The sequence below is a fragment of the Vibrio sp. PBL-C16 genome, from assembly GCF_034321865.1.
Lineage (GTDB): Bacteria > Pseudomonadota > Gammaproteobacteria > Enterobacterales > Vibrionaceae > Vibrio > Vibrio alginolyticus.
The window spans coordinates 2,564,634-2,588,982 of the sequence record NZ_JAXLNY010000002.1; the positions used below are offsets into that span (position 1 = coordinate 2,564,634).

Sequence of the window (24,349 nt, forward strand, 5' to 3'; positions counted from 1 at the left end):
TGTTGAACGGTGGAATAAACCGCTCAACGCTTAAGCTGACGCAGCCACACCCTTGCTGCTTCAGCATCCAATTCGATTTGTTGTTTAAGTGCTTCAAACGACTCAAACTTTTGCTCATCTCGAAGTTTATGCAAAAGTTCCACTTCTAGTTGCTTGCCATATAAATTGGCATGAAAGTCGAATAAGTGCACTTCTAACTGTTGGCGAACACCATTGACGGTTGGTCTTTGACCAATATTAGCAACACCACCAACTGGCTTATTTCCTAAGCCAAGCGCTTGAACAACATAGACTCCGGAAACCGGAGAAACACAGCGTTTCAAAGGAATATTTGCAGTAGGGAACCCAATGGTTCGACCTAGCTTTCTTCCGTGAGAAACACGACCGCTGATGCTGTAGTTTCTTCCCAGCATCTGTTGCGCGGAATGCAAATCGTCACGCGCCAGCGCTTGACGGATAGCCGTACTGCTGACACGTAATTGTTGTAAACAAAAGCTCTGGGTACTTACGACATCAAAGCCGTATTTTTCCCCTGCTTCCTGCAGCATTGCAAAGTTACCTGTACGGCCTTTGCCAAAGCAGAAATCATCACCAACGACAAGAAACTTAACACCCAAACGCTCGACCAACAAGTCACGGATAAACTCTTCCGCGGTTAAACTTGCAAAATGGCGATTGAAATTGACACACAGTAAGCGGTCAATATCGAGCTTACTCAATTGCACGAACTTATCGCGTAATCGCGTCAACCTTGCAGGTGCCTTGTCTTTGGCAAACAGCTCCATCGGCTGAGGTTCAAAGGTCATCACAACAGAAGGCAAGGATAGCCTGTCCGCTTGCTCAGACACTTGCTGCAATACTTGTTGATGGCCTTTATGGACACCATCGAAATTGCCAATAGTCAGCACACAACCATGATGTCGCGGGTTGATATTGTGAATGCCTCTAATCAGTTCCATTGGATACTGCTTTCTGCCTCTGTTTTACTTTACACTGTGTGAAACTGACGGATTATATACTAATCACCCTCAGTCTGTCCCAGCTTTTAGGTCTTTTAAACGCGCACCAGTTAAAAATAGAACCACTAGGTAAACCACTGCTCCTAAACCGATCAACATCCCTAGCACCGCGCTTCGGTGAGCAAAGCTCCAGCCCAGCCATACTGACATATCTTCCAGTTGCCATAAGATTGCCGCAACCATCGCCGCGCCAGCAATAGCTAAACGTATAATAAAGAAGACGGTTCGCTTAGTGATTTGGTATACCTCTGCGATGTGCAGGCCACGATACAGCAGTGCCATATTCACAAATGCCGATAGTGCTGTCGCGATAGCCAAGCCAACGTAGCCATAGAAGTACGCAAAAATTGCATTAAATACCATGTTGGTCACCATCGCAATGATGCCGTATTTCACTGGCGTTTTGGTGTCTTGACGCGAGTAATAACCCGGAGCAAGCACTTTAATCAGCATAAAGTTCAACAAGCCTGAAGCGTAAGCAAAGAGTGACAATGATGCTTGATGTACGTCTTGTGGCGAAAACTCACCTCGCATGAATAACACCATCAACATAGGTTTTGCCAGTACCATCAAACCAAGCATTGCAGGAAGGCCAAGTAAGATCACCATGCGCACCCCCCAGTCCATGGTTTGTGCGAATCCTTCATTTTGTGCGTCAACATGTTTGCGTGATAATGCTGGTAAAATCACCGTTGCAATAGCAATACCAAACAGACCTAACGGGAATTCCAACAAGCGATCTGAATAGTACAACCAACTGATCGAACCGGTTTGCAGAAAGCTGGCAATAAAAGTATCAAACAACAAGTTGATTTGGCTTACCGACACACCGAACAAAGCAGGAATCATTAAGGTTCGGATCTTCACCACGCCCGGATCGCGCCAGCCCCATTTTGGCTTAACCATAACCCCCGCTTTAATAAGGAAAGGGATTTGAAATAAGAACTGAACCAAACCACCAAGGAAAACACCGATGGCAAGACCAATCTCTGGCTGTGACATCTGCGGCGAGATAAACCATGCTGCCAAAATGATCATTACGTTGAGGAAGACGGGAGTAAACGAAGAAACCGCAAACTTACCTAGTGTATTAAGAATGGCTCCCGATAGGGCAACAAAAGTGATGAACCATAAATAAGGAAAGGTAATCTTGAGCATCACGCTAGCAAGTTCGAACTTCTCAGCCGCGGGACCACCATGCATCCAGTCTAGGAACCAACCAAAACCAAACAGTGCAGTCACCACTCCGGAACCTAGAACACCTAAGATGGTAACAATTGATACTATCACCCCCAACGTGCCCGCTGCACGAGCAATGAGCTCCCGAGTTTTATCCATGTCGCCTTGAGCATGGCTTTCCGTTAAAACAGGTACAAACGCTTGGGAAAAAGCACCTTCAGCAAACAAACGTCGTAAAAAATTAGGAATTTTATTGGCGAAGAAAAAGACGTCTGCGCTTGCTCCTGCCCCCATTAAATTTGCCACTACAACATCACGAACTAGGCCAAGAACGCGGGAAATAAATGTCATAGCACTGACGATCATGCCAGACTTGAGTAGTCGTTTACTCACTGTAACCTCGGAATATCACCATAAGACAGCTAACCCTATACTGTTTCTCTGACAGGTGCTGCAAAAATAGACGTCAAAAATCTATCCGCGGGTTGTAAGGAATAAGTGTGCCTTTCGCGGATAATTATTAGCATTGGTATAAAAATGCTGTTAGAATCCCCGCCATCTTAACCGCGATAACCTCTCTTACCAAAATTTGTTTTGGCTTAGATCGGTTTTTGCACAAATCATTTGACATTTAAGCGCAAATGAGGGATATTCCTCGCCCTTAAATTGTCACAGAACTAAGTTTTTGGGAGTTAGACCCTTGGCAAATAGTAAATCTGCTAAGAAGCGCGCTATCCAAGCTGAGAAACGTCGTCAGCACAATGCTAGCCGTCGCTCAATGATGCGTACTTACATGAAGAAAACTGTTGCTGCTATCGAAGCAGGCGACAAAGAAGCTGCAACTGCTGCATTCGCTGTAGTTACACCTATCCTAGACCGCATGGCAACTAAAGGCCTTATTCACAAGAATAAAGCAGCTCGCCATAAGTCTCGTTTCGCTGCACAAATCAAAGCTCTTTAATAGAGTCCTGATTTTACAGTGAAGAAAAAACCGACCTTGTGTCGGTTTTTTTATATCTACAAAATTTTCTTAATAAAAAAAGCTGGCAATGCCAGCTTTTCTTTTTCTGAATGTCCCATTTAAAGACATCAGCTTATTCATTACCCATATAACGCTCAAACTAGAAAGCACTAATAAAACACTTGAGAACAAAGCAAATTGGTCGATGAGTAGTACCCTATCATCAAAAGTTTAACGCCACTCTCAAATATTCCAACAAGTTAGATTCACACTCTAAGATGAGCAGTATATTAGGACTATTTAATTAATGTTGAGCACTCTCAGCACAATAAAGACTATGCAGTGTTTTTATTAACGCTTTCACTTCATCACTCTTTAATGTGTAGTACACCGTTTGTGCTTCTTTCCTTGTCGTGACTAACTCATCACGGCGAAGCCAAGCAAGATGCTGAGATAATGCCGACTGGCTTAGCTCTAACTTTGCACACAGCTCTCCCACGGACAGCTCTTGGTTATGCAGCATACAAAGGATTTGTAAGCGTCTCTCGTTTGCCATCGCTTTGAGCAACACGACGGCTTTTGCGGAGTTCTGCTCCATTTCTTGTAGATTCATGTGTTGGACCTCTAGCTACAACTTACTTATTCCAACCCTGGCCAGCTTGTTGTGTTGCACTGATTTATATATCTAAGAAAATCAAGATACACTTCCAGAGTCTTCATTATTAGAACCTCTAATTTAGTTGTTAGTGATACACCAATATTATCCACCAAGGATTTTAATTGGTGCGCCATCAATAATTAATAGTTTTGCTCACTAAAACAAGTATCTTGCTTACTTAGATATTATTTAGAATTATATTTTTATTGATAGTAATCTATTTATTTACGCAACGATACGGGTTTACTCAAACATTTGACTGAAATCAGCATCACAAACATTTTTTACCGCGGGGTGTTGGATCATTCGTTCCGCAAAAATCACGTAGTACTCTTCTTTTAACCCATCGACATGGCCAATTAGCTGTAAATTTCGGTCGTCTTCAATCTCCGACATGTATACGGTCGGTGCCAAGAAAATCACATCGTCGTGGTACCGAGCAAAAGCTTTCATCAACGCAACATCATCAAACTCCCCCAGCACATTGGCTTGAAGGCCTTGACGATCAAACCATTGAATAACTTTACGCCCCATAGCCGTTCGGCTCGCGGGAATCAGAAGTTTTTTTTGTTCCAAGATCTCAGGAAATCGCACATTTTCAATTTCAGAAGAAGCAAAAAAGCTCATGCTACTTTCACCTAACTTTTTGCTATAAAGGCCAGGACTTTGAGTAGAATCAACGGGACAATCCGAAAGGATCATATCTAGCTTGTGCTGAGAAAGGCGTTCAAGTAGCAGTTCGTGGGTTGATTCATAACAGCGTAAATGAATACTGTTATCTTCCGGGACGGTCGTCATCAGTACTTTACTGACCAAGCGTTTAGATAATGCATCGGCTACACCAACTTCAAATAGAATGTTCGAGTGCTGGCTGTAATTGACGATATCTAACATCTCATAGCTCAAACCGAACATCCGGTCGGCGTACTTAAACACAAGCTGACCTAACTCAGTGGGCTCAACTGTACGACCATTGCGCTTGGTTAACTTTCCTTTCATGCGCTCTTCAAGCGCTTTAATCTGTCCTGTCACGGTTTGCGGTGTCAGGAAGAGCGCGTCAGCCGCCTTAGTTACAGAGCCCTGTTTGCACACCATCCAGAAATAATAGAGATGGTTGTAGTTTAGATGTGACATGATCGAGTCCCGAAAAGAAAGTGATACTTTTTATACCAAATGTGACAGAGACAAACAATAAACTCGACAAAACCATACAATACCTTACAAAAGCATAAGTTTTACCGAAAGTATAAAGTCAATACTGTCATAAAAGTTGAACTGAGGCGCATTTTCTCTACAAAAAAAAAGCAAAAACCAAACAAAACTAAATCAAAATTTAACCATTAGAATCAACAAGTTAAAAATTAATTTTCTTCCTCTTTTACGCCATTATCAAAAAGAACAATAAAAATCTCTCACAGCAAGAAATCTGTAATATTACTGAAATATTTGTTCTCTAACATCGCCCGCAGATTCAACTACAGACCGAAAAATGAACTGAAAGGTCAACGGAGAAAATTATGATGAACCAAGCTACTTCAACAGTGGCACCAATTTCGAGCACAGCTCGTTGGTTACGCTGGGCTAACTTGGCATTCATGTTATATCTGCTTCTTCTAGCAGTATCTATGGTTGGTAGTGGCTTTAAATGGGCAACTGGCGATCAAGCTAAGGTGCTATTTGAATTTGCCGCACACCCAGTTGCAGGTCTAATGATCGGCTTGGTGGCAACAGCCTTAATTCAGTCTTCAAGTACTGTAACGTCTATTATTGTAGGCTTGGTTGCAGGTGGCTTACCTGTAGAAACCGCTATCCCTATGGTGATGGGTGCTAACATTGGTACCACAGTGACCAATACGCTTGTGTCTCTTGGCCACGTGCGCTGTAAAGAAGAGTTCAAACGTGCATTTGCAAGTGCAACCATTCACGACTTCTTCAACTTGCTTGCTGTCGCTATTTTCCTTCCGTTGGAAATGATGTTCGGCATTTTAGAGAAAGTTTCTCACTGGCTTGTTTCTCCACTGCTTGCTACTGGTGATATGAGCATTAAAGGCTTCAACTTTATTAAACCAATTACAAAGCCAGTCGTAGGCGCAATTAAAGAGCCACTTTCTACCTTCGGTGATACTGTTGGCGGCGTCATGCTTATTACTTTGGGTATTGCGACTATCTTCGTTGCAATCACAGTGATGGGTAAATTAATGAAGAGCCTAATGGTTGGTCGTGCACGTGAAATTTTGAAAAACGCCATCGGTCGTGGTCCTATTCACGGCATCGTATCAGGCTCAATCGTGACCGTTCTAGTACAATCTTCCTCAACCACGACAAGTTTAATGGTTCCGTTGGTTGGTACTGGCGTGTTGAAAGTACGAGATATCTACCCTTTCACTCTGGGTGCTAACATTGGTACTTGTATTACGGCACTACTAGCAGCGACAGCGGTATCTGGAGAGTTCGCAGTATTCGCACTTCAAATCGCTCTAGTCCACTTAGTATTTAACATCATGGCGACGCTGTTTATCTTTGGAATTCCATTCCTACGTGAGATTCCGGTTAAAGGCGCTGAAATGATTTCTGAAATGGCTATTAAGAATAAAGCCGTTGTTGGTGGCTACCTAATGTCAGTATTCGTTATTCTACCAGGTGCGATTCTAGCCCTAACAACGTAACAACAACGACATACCATCGCTTATTGTTTAGGCTCCACATCGTGGAGCCTTTTTTATGAGAATTAAACTGTTCAAATCGATTGTCCGGTGATAATTTGAGCCACATCAGCATGCTTATGCTGAGCTATCTCATTTGGAGTCGACAACATGACGCAGCTTAATGACGCTATTTCTGATCAGCTACTCGCAATAGACGAAAACCTAACCCAACTGGTTGCTGATATTGATATCCTCAGTAGCGTGAATCCTCTTAATTATGCTCAAGAAAGAGAACGTTTCATTAAAAACAAATATTCTCAAGAGCCTAATTTTCAATATTCAATTACTAATGTAGATACCCACAGCGCAAAGCGACGTCTATATGAGCTACCTCTAGAAAACATTCAAGACACCCAACTGCAGAGGCTGTACGCGGATGTAATTCAGTCTTATGCAGATAAACTGGATCAAGTGAATACCATCGGCACGCAAGAGTTTCTTTATAACTCCTTACGCTATTATGGGGAACCGAGCGCCAAAGATATTGCCAACGCCCATTTCATATTGCACCTTCCTACAGAAGAAGAAAAAGAACCTCAGCACGATAGCCGTGCAATAGCACGTTTCATGCAAAATTTTGCTCAACGCAATGGGTATGAATGTGAAATACAGGTGTTGGACGGGATGTTAGCAAACGCACTAGTTTCAGGGTCTCGAGTCAAAATTAACCACGCGGCGTACATCACCACTGATGAGCTGGAGGCTCTTGCACATCATGAAATGGGAGTACATCTCCTGACTACGCTTAACGGTCGTCAACAACCGCTAAAAGTCCTGAGCTTAGGTTGTCCTGCCAATACCAACACTCAAGAAGGGCTGGCTATATTATGTGAGTATCTGTCAGGACATTTCAGTATCAAGCGCCTAAGAACCTTAGCCTTACGAGTTCTGGCAGTAGAGTCGATGATCAAGGATCGCGATTTCCGCCATACGTTCATGCTATTAAAAGAACAGTATAAAGCTTCTGATCTTCAAGCATTTACAACGACTGCCCGAGTGTATCGAGGTGGAGGTTTAACGAAGGATTACTTGTATCTTAGAGGATTCCGAGAGGTGCTCAATGCCTATGATAGATTGGGCGATGACTTTTCACTATTGTTGTGCGGGAAAACAGAGCTGAAGTACTTTGAGCTTATCCGTTCATTAGTGAGTAAAGAAATATTCACTCAACCTAAGTTTATTAGCCCGGCACTGTCCACACCGATGCAGACCAACCCAATTCACCGTTATATTGTCAGTGCACTAAAATAATACCTTCTAAGTACAAAAAAGAAAAAAGCTCCATTCGGAGCTTTTTCTATATCTTGAAGAACGATACTCGTTACACTGAGAATGGGTAACGAATAGGATCGTGATGCTCGTACCCTTCAACCCAAAAGTCATCCAGTGTGACCCATGTTTCCAAATCTTCTAGAGATTTAATCTCTGGGTTGATATGGAACGTCGGCGCTTTTAATGGCTCACGCTTCAACTGAACATCGCGCATCAGTTCAAGCTGGTCTTCATAAATGTGAGCATTCACAATCTTATGAAATGCCTGACCAGGTTTCTTGCCCGTAATTTGCGCCATAATCGCCAAGAACACGTAAACTTGAACCATATTGAAGTTTAAGCCAAGCGGTACATCACACGAACGCTGAGTACTATTCAGGTAAAGCGTATCATCCAGCAATGAAAAATGGTGACTGTACATACAAGGACGCAAGCACCCCATGTGGAACTCACCCGGGTTGTAGAAGTTCAAGATTTCACCGCGATCATCAACACCACGCGTTAAGTCATCCACTATCTTACGTAGCTGGTCAACATGACCACCATCAGGTTTCGCCCAGGCGCGCCCTTGAACCCCATAGACACGGCCCATGTCGTCTTCACCTTTACGGTATGGGTTATTCAACCAGGCATCATTTAGGTTGGCATTGGCATCCCAGGTTTTCGTGCCCAGCTTACGAAAATCTTCCGCATTATCGTAACCACGAATATACCCTAATAGCTCTGCAACGGCCGCTTTCCAAAAACTTTTACGTGTGGTGACCAACGGAAATTGATTGTTCGCAACATCGTAGGTTAAATCCGCGTTGATTACGGTCAGGCAGCGCTTGCCTGTACGCTCATTTTCAACCCAAACACCTTGGTCAACGATGCGTTGACACAAATCTAAATACTGTTTCACACCAATACCTTACTTCGTCTTTTGTGGTAATTCGTCTTTGTAATGACCACGTTTGTATGCCCAAACCATCATGAGGACACCGATAACCACCATTGGCAGGGATAAAATCTGTCCCATGGAAATAAAGCCACCGAATAAACCCAAATGAGCGTCTGGTTCGCGCACGTACTCAACTAAGAAGCGGAATGTACCATATCCAGCTAAAAATAGCCCTGAAACAGAACCTAGAGGACGAGGTTTCTTGATGAACCAATTCAAGATGAAGAAAAGTACGATACCTTCAAGCGCCATTTCATAAAGCTGCGATGGATGACGTGGCAGTGGACCGCCATTTGGGAAAACGATCGCCCAAGGCACATCCGTTACTCGGCCCCACAACTCGCTGTTCATGAAGTTACCTAAACGCCCCATACCCAAACCAAATGGCACAAGCGGCGCGATAAAGTCAGCAACACCGAAGAAAGTTCGCCCGTTTTTGTGTGCATACCAGAACATCGCAGTAATCACACCCAGTAAGCCCCCGTGGAAAGACATACCACCGGTCCACACTTTAAATAGATACAAAGGGTCAGCCAGGAAGAGCTCAAAATTGTAGAAAAGCACGTAGCCTACACGGCCACCAATCACCACGCCAAGGAAGCCTGCGAACAACAAATCAGAAACCTGCTCTCGTGTCCAACCACTTCCAGGCTTATCTGCACGTCGGTTCGCTAACCATAGAGCAAACATAAAGCCCACAAGGTACATCAAACCGTACCAACGAACCGAAACAGGACCAATAGAGATTAAAACCGGATCAATATTGGGAAATTCAATATATCCCTGAGACATAAATCATTCTCTTCTTATCACAACAAAATAAATATACCCAAGTAACCTCTAGATGCTTGGTTCAGCGAGAATGACTTGGGTACAAACTTAGAGCAGCATGGTCGCTGCAACAAACATTAAGAACACCGCGAATATCTTTTTTAATACCGCAGTTGGAAGATTAGTTGCCAGCTTCGCACCCACTTTTGTTGTGAGCATCGAGGCCATAGCAATCGCTAATAAAGCGGGAAGATAAACATAACCAATACTGTATGAAGGTAAGCCTTCGACTTTATAGCCATGTAAGATGAAGCCGATCATACCAGAAATAGCAATCACGCAACCACAAACGGAGGATGAACCCACCGCTTTACGCATCTCTATCCCGTGTTTATTTAGAAATGGTACCGACAGTGAGCCACCACCAATACCAGCAAGGCTTGATACGACACCAATTCCCGTGCCGTAAACTACAGTCACAGGGCTGCTCGGCATAGGTTTACTGCTCGTAACTTTAATGGAACGAAACATTTGTACTGACAGGCAAAGAACAATGACACCAAACACTTTCGGCAAATAGTGTGTAGGGATCCACTCAGCAATATTGGCACCAACAAAGCCACCAATGACCACACCAGGCATCAACCATTTTACGACAAACATATCGACATTGCCGAGCTTAAGGTGATTCATCGCCGATGAGCCAGACGTGACAATAATACTCGCTAACGAAGTGGCTAAGGCCATGTGCATACTCATTTCTGGAGAGATCCCAGCAAGAGGAAGCAAATACAACAAGGCAGGAACAACAATCAAACCACCACCGATACCGAGTAACCCCGCCATCACACCCACAAAAGCGCCTAGCGCCAACAATAACAAAAATAAAGAGACGGTCACGATTTCCTACTTTTTACCTGCACGGATAAAGCCCGCAAAGCCCTGTTGAATGAAGAAGTCATGCATCATTTGATGAATGTCCTCCCCATAGGATTTTGTCATTGCTTGCTCCGCTAATTTTTCTAATTCTTCTTGTTGACTATGACGAATCAAATATTTCACCTTAGCCACGTTGGAGGTGTTCATACTCAAACTGGTATACCCTAACCCAAGTAAGAGAAGAGCGCCAAATGGATCACCCGCTAGCTCACCACAAATACACACGGGCACCTGATATTTATCACACACCTCATGGATTTGCTTAAGCGCTAACAGTACCGCAGGATGCATAGATTCATAGACATCCGCTACGCGCGAATTGTTCCTATCTACCGCTAATAAATACTGAGTTAAATCGTTTGTCCCGACAGAAACAAAATCAACACGGTGAGCAATCGTTGGCAACAGATACACCATCGATGGTACTTCAATCATGACCCCAATTTGTGGGAATTGAATTCTATCATCAAGCAAAACGGCTTCGCTGTGAGCTTGATTAATCAAGCTAATGGCATCGTCTAGCTCTTTTACCCCTGACACCATTGGCAATAAGATACTTAAGTTTCCGCTTTCTGCACTCGCTCTTAACATTGCACGCAGTTGGATCAAGAAAATGTCTGGATGATCCAATGTAAAACGAATGCCACGCCAGCCTAGAAACGGATTATCTTCTTCGATGGGCAAATACGGCAAAGGTTTGTCACCACCAATATCCAAAGTACGCATCACTACTCGTTGATTCGGATAGCTGTTAAGTATTGCTTGGTATTGATGATACTGCTCATCTTCCGAAGGAAAGTGATGCTGAAGTAAAAATGCAATCTCTGTTCGGTACAACCCAACACCATCAACACCTGTGTTGATGGCAATATTACTGTCTGCACTGAGTCCCGCATTCAGCATAATTTCGATATGGTGATTATCTTGCGTAACCGCAGGGAGTGCGAGGTCCTTGTTTACCATGGCAAACAATTCAGACTCTTCGCTTACTAAGCTGCGATACTCTCGCAACAACTGGCGGTTTGGCTCTAAGAAGATCTCACCCGTATAGCCGTCGACTATCCCGAGTTTGCCATTCACCACATCCGGATTAATGTTGGCGCCCATAACTGCAGGGACCCCAAGAGCTCGAGATAAAATGGCAGCGTGAGAGTTTGCGCCTCCCTCTAATGATACGACGGCTAACAAAAACTCTTTAGGTACAGAAGCGAGCAAGGTGGCAGTGAGTTCGTTCGCCACCAAAATAATGGGACGATCAATTGCAGAATTTTCTTGCTCGCTGTTGTGCAGAAAATAGAGCAGCCTTTGCCCTAACTCTCGGATATCTTGCGCTCTTTCACGCATGTATACATCCGACATTCTGGCAAATCGATTCGAGTATGACTCTACAACTTGGCGTAACGCCCAGTCTGCCCTATCTCCTTTTTCAATCTGCTTCTTCAAATCACCGCGAAGCATCGGATCATTCAGTAAGTGAGTAAACAGATCGAAGATCGCCAGCGCATCTTTGTTGATTTCACTGTCCAGTTTTTTCCGCATGCGGCGAAAGTCATTTAACGCTCGCTCTATGGCCACCAGTAGTGTCTCGTGCTCGCGTTCCTTATCTAACGTGGACGAAGGGAAAACATCCGATAAACTCGGCTGGGTATTGTCGAACCAAAACTCTCCAATCGCGACACCAGTAGACGCAGGCAAACCTTTTAATACCGTGGGTTTAGATGCTAACTGCCAATGCCCAAGATTCTGCGCATGTGCAATGAGCACCGCTAACTGAGCGGATAAGGTAACAAGAAACGATTCTTCCATTTCACTAAACAAGCGCGGCGTTTTTTGTTGGATCACCAACACACCTAAAACTTGTTTACGATGAATGATTGGAGTAGCTAAAAAAGAGTGGTAAATCTGTTCGCCGAGTTGAGGAAAGAATTTGAACTCGGGGTGTTTTGAGGCTTCGGCAAGGTTAAGGGGTTCAGCGCTTCGTTTTACCAACCCAACCAAGCCTTCATTGAAGTTGATATGAATACTATCACCTTCAAAAATAAGGCCTTGAGTTGCCATTAACTCAAGGCGCTGCATTTCTTCATTAGCAAGATAGATAGTACAGCACTCAGTACTAAGGGCAGCACAAGTCTCTTTCACCAATATATCGAGTGCCAGATGCACATCATCGACCCTGGAGACTTTCTCAACTATTTCCCTTAGCTGACTGAGCATGATTATCCTCTACGTTGCTTTTTTCTTTTCCCTTTCGCTTTTCTCTCTCGAAAAGGCATGGCTAAGGATGCAAATTCTTTCATCGCTCGTCGATAAACATCTCGCTTGAAAGAAACAACTTGCCTAACTGGATACCAGTAACTTACCCAGCGCCAACCATCAAATTCAGGGGATTTTCCGCGTTGCATATTAATGCGAGATTCATCGCATTCTAATCTCAGCAGAAACCATTTCTGTTTTTGGCCGATACAAACAGGCTTGGAGTCCCAACGCACCAATCGCTTTGGTAGCTTATATCTTAACCAATGACGACTTGTTGCAATGATCTTAACGTCTTTTTTCGTTAAACCGACTTCTTCGTATAACTCCCTGAACATGGCTTGTTCAGGGGTTTCACCTTCGTCAATCCCACCTTGTGGAAATTGCCATGAGTGTTGCCCGTATCGTTTAGCCCAGAAGACCTGACCATGGTTATTACATATCACAATACCAACATTAAGTCGGTAACCATCGCCATCTATCACTGGCTAACCTCTATGAATAAATTTTTTATTACCGTGATTTTTCCACATATCCCCATTACTAGCAAACTTACTGATGTGATATGAGCAAGATTTATTACCTTTTCACCATTTTTGGATATCTTTTAATCAAACCATACCTTATCAACACAAGAGTGAGACATTGCCCACATTTATTCACCTTTTCTGTGAATAACTTTGTGAAGAATTCAATTCAAATGAGTAATTCAGTTCAATCCCATCAAAAGCAAAACAAATGAACAAACAAAAAAATAAACATAAAACATTGATAAAAAAGTATTTATTTTTAAAAATAACGATAATTCGATCTTCAGTTTCTTGATGATCTTTTCACCAAACTCAGATCGGTCAAAGATCCACCAACAGGCTATTTATCCACACTCACCTGCTATTCGTTTAGATGATTACAACAAAATCAACCCCAAAAATGCATTTTAACCCCTGTTTATTCATACAGACCCCGCCAGGATCTTATCAATACCTCCTTCACCTGTGGATAAGTTATGAATTGATCGTTCTTACACCGCCTCGGTGAAATCTTAAACAGTAGATTTGGTCGGAGTTTGATAAACTATATTTTTTGTAATACCACCTTGTAACTATGAAACCAGAACCACAAACAGAAGCAGAGCTATTGGAACGAGCGCATGATATGGCAGGACTCAGTTTTGCTGAGTTGGCCGCCGAGGCGAATATGATTGTTCCTGAAAACTTAAAACGTGATAAAGGTTGGGTGGGTCAATTACTCGAATGGCACTTGGGCGCTCCAGCTGGCAGTAAACCTCAACAAGATTTCGCAAAACTAGGGATCGAGTTAAAAAGTATTCCGATTAGTTACTCTGGCAAACCTTTAGAAACAACCTTTGTTTCTGTGGCCCCCCTCACTGGTGTTCATGGTCTTACATGGGAAACAAGTCATGTTCGAAACAAGCTATCTCGTGTGCTTTGGGTACCCGTAGAAGGAGAACGAGAAATCCCACTCGCTGAAAGACGTGTGGGCAGTCCACTCATTTGGTCACCAGATGAAGAAGAAGAACGGATTTTGCGAAATGACTGGGAAGAGTTAATGGAGATGATCGTCTTGGGAAGATTTGATCAAATTTCCGCCAGACACGGAGAAGCGCTGCATCTTCGCCCTAAAGCCGCAAATGCAAAAGCGCTCACCGAAGCATACAACTCAAATGGTAAGCCGATGAAAACTCTGCCCCGAGGCTTTTACCTTAGAACACAGTTTACTGAACAGATCTTACTCAAGCACTACATTAACACTCAACCAGAATAAAACCATATCAGCTATTTAGTGCGTCACGAGCGATAACTCAATATCGCAGTACGAGGCTGCCTCTTCAGTGCCACATTCGTCATACGCATTGCGCAGCCTTAAATACGCTTTATCGACCCCTAGCCTCAATAGTTCTTCTTTTACTAAGTCTAGAGAGCCAAAATGTATCGGGTCTTCACCGTCTTTAATCGGCTCAAGTTGATGCTTGTACTCCACAGCTAAAAGATAGTCAGAGACATCAGAACACCCAATCACAAATACTTTGGGAGTTTTATAAGTATCTTTATGTGGACCATGTAGCCACATGTCCAATTGATGCTTCTGCATAACATACCTCCTTCACACGATCATTTAAGTGTAGTTAGGCTAACTGTAGCTTTCGAGTTTGCTCTTCCTTTATACGTAAATCATTTGCGATTGCGGCTAAAAATCCCCTATATTGGAGTCACTTATTTAGTCGGTAACTCTTCAAGGACGTGATATGCAATACACAAAACTACCGCACTCATCACTTGAGATCAGTAAAATCTGCCTCGGCACTATGACGTTTGGCGAGCAAAACACAGAAAAGGACGCCTTTGAACAGCTCGACTTTGCCCTCGATCATGGGGTGAACTTCATCGATACCGCAGAGATGTACCCTGTACCGCCAAACTCGGAAACACAAGGGCTCACCGAGCAATACATCGGTAATTGGTTAGCAAAAAGCGGCAAAAGAGAGAAAGTAGTACTGGCAACAAAAGTGGCTGGCCCTCGCAATGTTCCTCACATTAGAGACAACATGAGCCTTAATCGTCGCCACATCCATACAGCAATTGATGACAGCCTTAATCGTCTACAAACCGATTATGTCGATTTGTACCAACTACATTGGCCGCAGCGTCAAACCAACTGCTTTGGTCAACTCAACTACCCATACCCTGACAAACAAGAAGAAGTCACGTTAATTGAAACGTTGGAAGCGCTTACTGAATTAGTGAATGCAGGTAAAGTGCGCTATATCGGCGTATCCAACGAGACGCCGTGGGGTGTGATGTCGCTATTGCGTTTGGCAGAAAAACACGATTTGCCAAGAATTGTCTCCATTCAAAACCCATATAACTTATTGAACCGCAGCTTCGAAGTTGGCTTGTCTGAAATCAGCCATTACGAAGGCGTTCAGTTACTTGCCTACTCTCCTTTGGCATTTGGCTGCCTGAGTGGTAAATACCTAAACGGGGCAAAACCTGAAGGCGCTCGATGCACTAAGTGGGAGCGTTTTGCGCGCTACTTCACTCCGCAAGGTGTTAAAGCGACCGAAGCTTACGTCAATTTAGCTCAAGAGCATGGTCTAAACCCTGCACAAATGGCGCTCGCGTTTGTCAATCAGCGTCCATTTGTTGCTTCTAACATTATCGGAGCAACAAACCTAGACCAATTAAAAGCCAATATCGACAGTATTGATTTGCAACTTAGCGACGAACTACTTACTGAAATTCAAGCAATAGGTACAACTTACTCGAATCCTTGCCCTTAACAGTACCACCTTCAAACGAAAACAGCTGATCTTCAAGATCAGCTGTTTATCCAATGAAGTCATACTTCATATAAAAAGTTAAGCGTGTTGAATGACTCGTTAGCAACTCAGTCAGCCCAACACGCTAACGATTACGTCATTATTCGCGACGTTAAGACTCGACGAAGGTGACGAACTCGACGTTCAACTTTTACTGCATCCGGAACATTGGCACGTGTAGAACGACCATCGCGATCTAAACCAATATCTCTCAATAGATGAACATTCGTCCATGGAATATCATGAGCAGTTCGGCGTATGGTACGCTGCCATTGCTTTTCTTCGCGTTTAAGGTCTGCTTTCAATAGCAAAGTGGCCAATTGTAGGTAAATAGAGTGACGCATAATATTTTCTCCGATTATCGATGTATTCGACTGGGAAAAAATAGTGCGTAAAATGAACAGAAATATTCTGTTGATACTAAGCCGCTACTTTCCCGCAGCCTAGTAATAAATATGATAGGTTACGGATTAATTTTTATCTTGTGAGCCAGTGGTATTGGTATCATCCGATTTAAGGGTTATCGGAGCGATAGGCATACGATCAGCGCAAGCAGTGGTGTTAACAACGTAATGTTTCATCTTGCGCCTCCTAGCTAAAAATTAATCCGTTTATGAAAGGTATAACTCATTGAGTTACGGTTAAATTGTAAGCTTTGATGAATATATATCAAACATTTTTTGCCTTTTTGATTAAAAACAAATCAATACACCGCAATTTAGTTTCATATACTTTTACGTATAACATATTCACCTGAGGAATATATAAATTTGCGGATTTTATAAATCAAACCAAACAAAAAATAAAAAGAGCGGCTCTGTGGCCACTCTCTTTTATTGTATTTATTGTGCCGTCCTAAATAAGGTTGACACTTTCCACCCCCAAAATTGGAGAGTGTTATGAAATCAACAACTAAAAGAACTCAGCGCGATTACTCCCTCGCTTTTAAACTCACTGTAGTTGATGAGGTTGAAAAAGGAAGCCTCACTTACAAACAAGCCCAAGAGAAGTATGGCATCCAAGGTTGCTCTACGGTTTTGGTTTGGCTTCGTAAGCATGGTCGACTAGATTGGTCTAAAGGGACACCTAACTTTATGTCCAAAGGAGACTCTATGGCCGAGTTCAATTCACCTCCTACACCAGAGCAACGTATTAAAGAGCTTGAGAAGCAGCTCGAAGATGCTCAACTCAAAGCCGACTTCTTTGAAGCTGTCGTGAACGTTATGGAACGTGACTATGGTGTTAGAGTGACAAAAAAGCACAAAGAAGCGTTGTCCAAGAGAAAACCATAGTAGGTTTGAGCGTTACGAAGTTTTGTCAGTTAGTACAAATCTCTCGCCAAGCTTATTATAAGCAATGTCAAACTCAATCTCGTTGTGAACATCATGAGCATGCTGTCATTGGCTTTGTCCGTGAAGTCAGGCTGAAGCAGCCACGCATTGGCACGCGTAAACTGAAGTTCTTAGCAGCAACAAAGGGCATTCAAATAGGTCGCGATAAGCTCTTTGAACTTCTCAGAAAGCATCGGCTGTTAGTGAGAGCAAGACGAGCCTATCACCGAACGACTGACAGCCGTCATCGATTTTTCTGTCACCCAAACAAAGTGAAAGATGGGCTGACACCAACGAAGCCAGAACAACTGTGGGTTGCTGATATTACTTACTTGCCAACTCAAAATGGAGAGAGTTATCTCAGCTTGGTTACAGACGCTTATTCAAGGAAGATTGTTGGTTTTTATGTGGATGACAACATGAAAACTCAATCAGTTAAGCGGGCATTTATCTCAGCTCTCAGGCAACGGCAGAGTGAAGAAAAGCTAATACACCACTCAGATAGAGGCTCACAATACTGTTCGAAGGAATATCAAGATATCCATAAGAAACATAGAGTGACTTGCTCAATGACTGACGGGTATGACTGTTATCAGAATGCTTTAGCTGAGCGTGTAAATGGGATACTCAAAATGGAGCTCTTGCTGAAGAAACCGAAAGATCTGAAAGAAGCAAGGACGATGGTAGCAGAGTCCGTAGATATCTATAATCAAATGAGGCCTCATACGGCTTTAAAATACAAAACGCCCGATGAAGTACATCGAGCGTTTTAGTTAAAAAGTGTCAACCCATATCAGGACGGGTCATATTCGCCCATTTGACACAGGGAAAGGCCAACTACATGGCTTGTTCGGAAATCAAGTTATGTTTATTAAGTAGTCGATACATGGTTGCACGCGAAACTCCGAGCTCTTTCGCCGCATTTGAAACTTGACCAGAATGAGATTCCAAAACAACCAGCAACGCATCACGTTCACTCTTCTCTCGGATTGCTTTCAAGCTGCGCTTTGAGTCATTACGTTGAGGTAAATCTAAGTGATGCTCTTCAATCATTACGCTGTCGGACATTAATACCGCTCGCTTCACTTGGTTCATCAGCTCACGCACATTTCCAGGCCAGAAATAACGTGTCAGTGCCTTGAATGCATCCTCAGAAAAGCTTTTTGCTTGCGAGTTGTACTCTTTTGAGAACTCTTGTAAGTAGAAACGAGCCAGCAATGCGATGTCACTCGCACGTTCTTTCAAGCTAGGGACATTGATGCGCAGAACGTTGATGTAATGGTAAAGCTCTTCATTGAAGTCACCGTCAATCAAAGCTTTTTCAACATCCGACGAGTTAGCAGCAAGAATACGCACGTTAACCGCTTTTACGCCATCTTTGGTATCAATGGTGCCTTCTTGCAAGAATCTCAGCAGATTCATTTGCTGCTCTTTTGAAATGGTAAGAATGTCATTAAACAACACGGTGCCACCATCTGCTTGTTCAAGCAGGCATGCTTCCATATCTTCATCGGCGTTAATACCAAATACTTCAGCTTGGAAACGTTGTTCATTGAGTGCGCGACAGTTAATTGCCATAAACGGTTTATGAGAGCGTGAAGAGACTTTATGGATGGCCCTAGCAACCGCCTCTTTACCAGTCCCACTTTCCCCAGAAATCAGAATGCTGACGTCCGTTGGACCAATGCGCTTCACTTGATCGCGTAAACGTTTCATCGGGATAGATTCACCGATCAAACCCATATCTAAACTGCTACCAAAACTAGGCCAAACTTTTTTCTCCAACTTAAGCATGCCAAGCTGGTGACCTATTGTGCTTAATAACTGTGCATCTGGGATCGGCGCTGTGAAAAAATCGATACAAAAGTTAACAATGAACTGGCATATGGTGTCAGTGCCAAGCTGAGATTCACGAATAAACGCTAACCAACGTACGTGTTTGTGAGAGCTGACTAAGTTCGCCAAACCATTCAAGCTGAACTCGTCATGGCTGAGATCAACAATACCGATACATGGACCAATATCTTCTAACAGCGTATTAGCTTTGCGTAAGTCACCTACTTGGTGACACTTCCAGCCCACTTGCTCCAGTACCGATAACCAAGGCTCATAAGTACCGCCAACTACCACAAGCGATCCCGGGATGGAATCCATCTTAAACTGCCCAGCCATTCTCTAACCCTTTTTCATTGTTAATAGAAATTTTGTGCCACAAACTTATCTTTGCGAGCGGGTAACATTATCGAGACTCCGCCCCCTCACGTCTGTCTCAGTATTAAGACTATGCAATAGATTGAGATTTGGCGAATGTTTATTTGCATATCCCATTAAAAGGCAAGTGCAACAACTTGAATTACCTTAACTAAAAGGCAAAAAAAAACCACCCGAAGGTGGTTTTTTTACTCATCCTATCGAATTACGCTTGCGGGCGCATTGCAGGGAATAAGATCACGTCACGGATAGTGTGCGTGTTAGTCAGTAGCATAACCAAACGGTCGATACCGATACCTTGGCCTGCTGTTGGCGGTAGGCCGTGCTCTAGAGCAGTGATGTAGTCTGCATCGTAGAACATTGCTTCGTCGTCACCAGACTCTTTCGCTTCAACCTGTGCTTTAAAGCGTGCATCTTGGTCTTCAGCATCGTTAAGCTCTGAGAAACCGTTCGCTACTTCACGGCCACCGATAAAGAACTCAAAGCGGTCTGTAAAGAACGGGTTATCATCGCTACGACGAGCCAACGGAGAAATATCTGCTGGGTAACCAGTGATGAACGTAGGCTGCATTAGCTTAGGCTCTGCTGTTTCACCAAAGATCTCTTCAAGAAGCTGACCGCATGTCCAGAAAGGTTCTACTTCAACGTGAACAGATTTCGCGATAGAAACCATTAGATCACGGTTTTGTAGGTCTTCTTCTGTTAGCGCTTGGATTTGCGCGTGGTCTGGGTTGTAGTGCTTGATTGCTTCGAACATGCTCATACGAGTGTAAGTACCACCAAACTCAACCGTTTCATCACCGTAAGGCATTGACGTTGAACCTAGAACTTCTTGCGCCACTGAGCTTAGTAGTTCTTCAGTTAGGTCCATCAGATCTTTGTAGTCTGCGTACGCCATGTAGAATTCCATCATTGTGAATTCTGGGTTGTGGCGTGGAGAAAGGCCTTCGTTACGGAAGTTACGGTTGATTTCGAATACGCGATCAAAACCACCAACAACTAGACGCTTCAGGTATAGCTCTGGCGCGATACGTAGGTACATTGGCATGTCTAGTGCGTTGTGGTGCGTGATGAATGGACGCGCACTCGCACCGCCAGGGATAACGTGCATCATTGGCGTTTCAACTTCCATGAACTGCTTAGAGATCATGAAGTTGCGGATTGCAGACATTACTTTAGAGCGTACTACAAACGCTTGACGAGAGTCTTCGTTAACGATCAGGTCAACGTAACGTTGGCGGTAACGCATCTCTTGGTCAGTTAGACCGTGGAACTTTTCTGGAAGTGGACGTAGTGCTTTGGTTAGCAACTCGTACTCTTCCATGTTCACGTATAGGTCACCCTTACCAGACTTATGAAGTGCACCTTTAACACCGATGATGTCACCGATATCTAGACCTTGGTATTTTTCTTTAAGTACTTTTTGAACCGCTTTGTCAGCGTAAGCTTGGATACGGCCAGAAGTTTCTTGAATTACCAAGAATGGACCACGTTTAGCCATGATACGGCCAGCGATTGCTACTACGTGGTTAAGCTCTTCTAGCTCTTCCTTCGTCTTTTCACCGAACTCTTTCTGAAGGTCGCCCGCTAGTGCGTCACGACGGAAGTCGTTTGGATGGCCGTTCGCTTTGCAGCTCTTTCGGATTGCATCCAGTTTAGCGCGGCGTTCAGCAATCAGCTTATTTTCTTCTAGTACAGTTTCGTTTTGAACAGCATCAGTCATTTTCGATGTATCCTGTTTTTGTCGGTGAAAAGCTTTATAGACCTGATTTCAGGCTAGCTTCAATAAATTTGTCCAGATCGCCATCAAGAACCGCTTGAGTATTACGGTTTTCAATGCCCGTACGGAGGTCCTTAATACGTGAGTCATCCAATACGTAAGAACGGATCTGGCTACCCCAGCCAATGTCAGACTTAGCGTCTTCATTAGCTTGTTTTTCCGCATTTTGCTTTTGCAATTCAAGCTCAAATAGCTTCGCTCGAAGCTGTTTCATTGCCTGATCTTTGTTCTTATGTTGAGAACGGTCATTCTGACACTGAACCACTGTGTTCGTAGGTACGTGCGTAATACGTACCGCAGATTCTGTGGTGTTTACGTGCTGACCACCTGCGCCTGACGCACGGTAAACGTCAATACGTAGGTCGGAAGGATTAATGTCGATGTCGATGTTTTCATCAATCTCTGGATAGATGAACGCAGAAGCAAATGACGTATGGCGACGACCGCCTGAATCGAACGGAGATTTACGAACAAGACGATGGACGCCCGTTTCAGTGCGTAACCAACCGTACGCATACTCACCAGAGATGCGAACTGTTGCCGACTTAAGACCCGCGACTTCACCTTCAGAGACTTCAATCACTTCAGCTTTGAAGCCCTTCGCTTCTGCCCAACGTAGGTACATACGCAGCAGCATGTTAGTCCAGTCTTGTGCTTCTGTACCACCAGAGCCAGCTTGCAAATCGATGTAACAATCAGAGCTATCGTGGTCGCCAGAGAACATACGACGGAATTCAAGCTTTTCTAGCTTCTCTTCCAACTCAGCAAGTTCTGGTTCAATTTCGTCAAATGTTTCTTGATCTTCTTCTTCTACAGCCAGCTCAAGAAGACCTTCTACATCTTCCACACCTTGCTCTAGTAGATCAATGGTTTCAACAACCGCTTCTAGTGATGCACGCTCTTTACCCAGTGCTTGCGCACGCTCAGGTTCGTTCCATACATCTGGTTGTTCAAGTTCTGCGTTGACTTCTTCTAGACGCTCTTTCTTCGCGTCATAGTCAAAGATACCCCCTCAGGACATTTGTGCGCTGAGACACGTCCTGCAGACGGTTTTTAATTGGATTGATTTCAAACATGTTTACTCAACATTTTAGAATAGAATTTAACCGAGAAATTCTACTGAAAAATGTGACCGAGATACAGGAAAATTTCGGATGAGAAATCAGATTGCGGTGAGAGAGAGCACGGTCATAAAATTTTACACCCACTTAGGGGCAACCGTACTCTATAAGAAAGGTTAATCTAGGTATTACTTAGCTTCGATATGGTCGATCATCAATTGCAATGATTGATTACCACGAAATTCATTCACATCCAACTTATACGCGAGACGTACTGTTTTAACCGATGCATCTGGCCATCGGCGTAGATCAACATTGAATGCAATGCCGTCGATCATCACATTGGTAGGGTGACCTTTATAAAGCGGCTCTAACATCAATTTAAGATGCTTCTCACCCACCAGCTTTTGATGCAGTACTTTAAACTCACCATCAAAGATTGGTTCAGGGAAAGCTTGTCCAAAAGGGCCACCCGATCGCAGCTGTTCAGCAACATGAATAGAAAACTCTTCCGGCTTAAGTTCACCATCTGACATGATCACGCCTTTTAGCGCCGCTTCATCGAGTTCCTTTTTTACCACTTCATCAAACAAACGACTGAAACGCTCAAAATCCTGCTCTTTAATCGTTAAGCCTGCTGCCATGGCGTGTCCACCAAACTTGATGATCAAACCCGGGTTTTGCGTGTCGATGAAATCCAACGCATCGCGCATGTGTAGCCCCGGAATAGAACGACACGAGCCTTTAATCGTCCCTTCTCCACCATCAGCAAATGCAATGACTGGACGATGAAACTTCTCTTTAATGCGCGAAGCCAAAATACCAATCACACCTTGGTGCCAATCACGTTGGAATAAGGCTAAGCCATAAGGAAGCTCATTGCCTTCACCAAACTGAAGGCGCTCACAGAAAGCCATCGCTTCTTGCTTCATGCCTTCTTCAATCTCTTTACGAGTCTGGTTCAAGCCATCCAATTCACTTGCCATGCGACGAGCTGCGTGGATGTTGTTACACATCAGCAGTTCAACACCGAAAGACATGTCATCAAGACGACCTGCAGCGTTAATACGTGGACCTAAAGCAAAGCCAAAATCGGACGCAACTAAACGACGCGCATCGCGCTTCGCGACCTCAATTAATGCTTGGATGCCGGGACGCGCTTTGCCCGCACGAATACGTTGCAAGCCTTGGTGTACAAGAATGCGGTTGTTTTCATCCAATGGAACGACGTCGGCGACGGTACCCAGTGCAACAAGGTCAATCAATTCCATCAACTTGGGCTCTTGCATCCCCTGTTCTGCAAACCAATTGTGTTTTCGCATATGAACGCATAGTGCCATCATGAGATAAAACGCGACCCCTACACCCGCAAGCGCTTTAGATGGAAAGCTACAGCTCTTAAGGTTTGGGTTCACCATTGCATCCACATCAGGCAACACTTGTCCTGGTAAGTGGTGATCGGTAACGAGCACAGTAATGCCATTTTCTTTTGCGTAACGCACGCCTTCGATTGATGAGACGCCGTTATCCACCGTCATGATCATCTCAGCGCCAAGCTCTAAGGCTTGGTCAACGACTTCTGGGCTTAACCCATAACCGTCTTCAAAACGATTTGGCACTAAGTAATCCACATTGTGACTACCAAGCATACGCAGCGCGAGTACTGATAATGCTGAGCTTGTCGCACCATCAGCGTCAAAATCACCGACAACGATGATGCGTTTTTGTTCTTTTATCGCCTGAAACAAAAGATCGACAGCTTGCTCAATCCCCCCGAGTTTTTGATATGAATGCAACCCACGGGCCGACGTTTCTAATTGTGAAAGATCCGTTATCCCACGGTTGATGTAGATACGTTTAAGAATCGGAGGAATGGAATCAGGAAGAAGGGAAAGATCTGGTTCAGGACGTCGTTGAATTTCTATCATG

Annotated in this window: 21 protein-coding genes; 6 read left to right on the forward strand and 15 right to left on the reverse strand. The window is 43.8% G+C overall.

Translation table 11 applies throughout. The features are described 5' to 3' along the window. Positions 1–23: 23 nt before the first annotated feature. Together ribF and murJ are read right to left on the reverse strand one after the other, a co-directional pair. Positions 24–959, reverse strand: a complete 936-nt coding sequence (gene ribF / locus UQW94_RS20025; protein ID WP_005381933.1) for a bifunctional riboflavin kinase/FAD synthetase — start codon at positions 957–959, stop codon at positions 24–26. A 69-nt stretch (positions 960–1,028) separates the two neighbouring features. Further along, positions 1,029–2,591, reverse strand: coding sequence for a murein biosynthesis integral membrane protein MurJ (murJ, locus tag UQW94_RS20030; protein WP_005381936.1), 1,563 nt, complete (start codon positions 2,589–2,591; stop codon positions 1,029–1,031). A gap of 307 nt (positions 2,592–2,898) precedes the next feature. On the opposite strand from murJ, the gene rpsT reads away from it, so the two are divergent. Continuing rightward, a complete protein-coding gene (gene rpsT, locus UQW94_RS20035) occupies positions 2,899–3,159 on the forward strand; it encodes a 30S ribosomal protein S20 (protein WP_005381938.1) in 261 nt (86 codons plus the stop codon). Positions 3,160–3,463: 304 nt separating this feature from the next. On the opposite strand, the gene UQW94_RS20040 is transcribed toward rpsT, so the two are convergent. After that, positions 3,464–3,772, reverse strand: coding sequence for an ArsR/SmtB family transcription factor (locus UQW94_RS20040; protein WP_005381940.1), 309 nt, complete (start codon positions 3,770–3,772; stop codon positions 3,464–3,466). 288 nt (positions 3,773–4,060) lie between these two features. Continuing rightward, positions 4,061–4,951 (reverse strand): transcriptional activator NhaR, encoded by an 891-nt coding sequence (gene nhaR, locus UQW94_RS20045; RefSeq protein ID WP_005385959.1) that lies wholly within the window; start codon positions 4,949–4,951, stop codon positions 4,061–4,063. A 386-nt stretch (positions 4,952–5,337) separates the two neighbouring features. On the opposite strand from nhaR, the gene UQW94_RS20050 reads away from it, so the two are divergent. Both UQW94_RS20050 and UQW94_RS20055 read left to right on the forward strand, forming a co-directional pair. Further along, positions 5,338–6,483 (forward strand): Na/Pi symporter, encoded by a 1,146-nt coding sequence (locus UQW94_RS20050; protein ID WP_322142594.1) that lies wholly within the window; start codon positions 5,338–5,340, stop codon positions 6,481–6,483. A gap of 147 nt (positions 6,484–6,630) precedes the next feature. Next, positions 6,631–7,773, forward strand: coding sequence for a flavohemoglobin expression-modulating QEGLA motif protein (locus UQW94_RS20055; RefSeq protein WP_025768430.1), 1,143 nt, complete (start codon positions 6,631–6,633; stop codon positions 7,771–7,773). Between the two features lie 70 nt (positions 7,774–7,843). On the opposite strand, the gene UQW94_RS20060 is transcribed toward UQW94_RS20055, so the two are convergent. The 5 genes from UQW94_RS20060 to rppH form a co-directional block, all read right to left on the reverse strand. After that, positions 7,844–8,695 (reverse strand): thymidylate synthase, encoded by an 852-nt coding sequence (locus UQW94_RS20060; protein WP_005381947.1) that lies wholly within the window; start codon positions 8,693–8,695, stop codon positions 7,844–7,846. A gap of 9 nt (positions 8,696–8,704) precedes the next feature. Continuing rightward, a complete protein-coding gene (gene lgt / locus UQW94_RS20065; RefSeq protein ID WP_005381948.1) occupies positions 8,705–9,526 on the reverse strand; it encodes a prolipoprotein diacylglyceryl transferase in 822 nt (273 codons plus the stop codon). 87 nt (positions 9,527–9,613) lie between these two features. Next, positions 9,614–10,405 carry a sulfite exporter TauE/SafE family protein gene (locus UQW94_RS20070; protein ID WP_005385965.1) on the reverse strand — a complete coding sequence of 264 codons (792 nt, stop codon included), beginning with the start codon at positions 10,403–10,405 and terminating at the stop codon, positions 9,614–9,616. 6 nt (positions 10,406–10,411) lie between these two features. Then, positions 10,412–12,658 carry a phosphoenolpyruvate--protein phosphotransferase gene (gene ptsP, locus UQW94_RS20075; protein ID WP_005385966.1) on the reverse strand — a complete coding sequence of 749 codons (2,247 nt, stop codon included), beginning with the start codon at positions 12,656–12,658 and terminating at the stop codon, positions 10,412–10,414. 2 nt (positions 12,659–12,660) lie between these two features. Further along, the gene (gene rppH, locus UQW94_RS20080; protein ID WP_005381953.1) at positions 12,661–13,182 is read right to left on the reverse strand and encodes an RNA pyrophosphohydrolase; all 522 of its coding nucleotides are present in this window, start codon (positions 13,180–13,182) and stop codon (positions 12,661–12,663) included. A 619-nt stretch (positions 13,183–13,801) separates the two neighbouring features. Between rppH and mutH the strand changes: the two genes are divergently transcribed. Beyond that, on the forward strand, positions 13,802–14,482 hold the full coding sequence (mutH, locus tag UQW94_RS20085) for a DNA mismatch repair endonuclease MutH (protein WP_017821501.1): 681 nt from the start codon (positions 13,802–13,804) through the stop codon (positions 14,480–14,482). Positions 14,483–14,497: 15 nt separating this feature from the next. On the opposite strand, the gene UQW94_RS20090 is transcribed toward mutH, so the two are convergent. Further along, entirely contained in the window at positions 14,498–14,809 is a 312-nt protein-coding gene (locus UQW94_RS20090) for a DUF6482 family protein (RefSeq protein ID WP_005381772.1), read from the reverse strand. A gap of 154 nt (positions 14,810–14,963) precedes the next feature. Between UQW94_RS20090 and UQW94_RS20095 the strand changes: the two genes are divergently transcribed. Then, positions 14,964–15,998: an NADP(H)-dependent aldo-keto reductase gene (locus UQW94_RS20095; RefSeq protein ID WP_005381774.1), complete on the forward strand. Its 1,035-nt coding sequence runs from the start codon at positions 14,964–14,966 to the stop codon at positions 15,996–15,998. Positions 15,999–16,129: 131 nt separating this feature from the next. On the opposite strand, the gene UQW94_RS20100 is transcribed toward UQW94_RS20095, so the two are convergent. Next, on the reverse strand, positions 16,130–16,381 hold the full coding sequence (locus UQW94_RS20100) for a hypothetical protein (RefSeq protein ID WP_005381776.1): 252 nt from the start codon (positions 16,379–16,381) through the stop codon (positions 16,130–16,132). Between the two features lie 555 nt (positions 16,382–16,936). On the opposite strand from UQW94_RS20100, the gene UQW94_RS20105 reads away from it, so the two are divergent. Next, a protein-coding gene (locus tag UQW94_RS20105; protein ID WP_151514398.1) for an IS3 family transposase occupies positions 16,937–18,141 on the forward strand; the annotation gives its coding sequence in 2 pieces (ribosomal slippage) (positions 16,937–17,288 and positions 17,288–18,141; 1,206 coding nt in all). 64 nt (positions 18,142–18,205) lie between these two features. Here the strand turns inward: UQW94_RS20105 and vpsR are convergent. From vpsR to recJ, 4 genes are all read right to left on the reverse strand, one after another. Next, positions 18,206–19,540: a cyclic-di-GMP-binding transcriptional regulator VpsR gene (gene vpsR / locus UQW94_RS20110; protein ID WP_225473436.1), complete on the reverse strand. Its 1,335-nt coding sequence runs from the start codon at positions 19,538–19,540 to the stop codon at positions 18,206–18,208. Between the two features lie 244 nt (positions 19,541–19,784). Then, the gene (gene lysS / locus UQW94_RS20115) at positions 19,785–21,302 is read right to left on the reverse strand and encodes a lysine--tRNA ligase (RefSeq protein WP_005382861.1); all 1,518 of its coding nucleotides are present in this window, start codon (positions 21,300–21,302) and stop codon (positions 19,785–19,787) included. Positions 21,303–21,336: 34 nt separating this feature from the next. Then, positions 21,337–22,435 (reverse strand): peptide chain release factor 2 gene (prfB, locus tag UQW94_RS20120; protein ID WP_102949721.1). Its coding sequence is split into 2 segments (ribosomal slippage): positions 21,337–22,359 and positions 22,361–22,435, totalling 1,098 coding nucleotides; the frame shifts between segments, so codons are not numbered across the junction. Between the two features lie 173 nt (positions 22,436–22,608). After that, entirely contained in the window at positions 22,609–24,348 is a 1,740-nt protein-coding gene (gene recJ / locus UQW94_RS20125) for a single-stranded-DNA-specific exonuclease RecJ (RefSeq protein ID WP_322142514.1), read from the reverse strand. Position 24,349 lies beyond the last annotated feature (1 nt).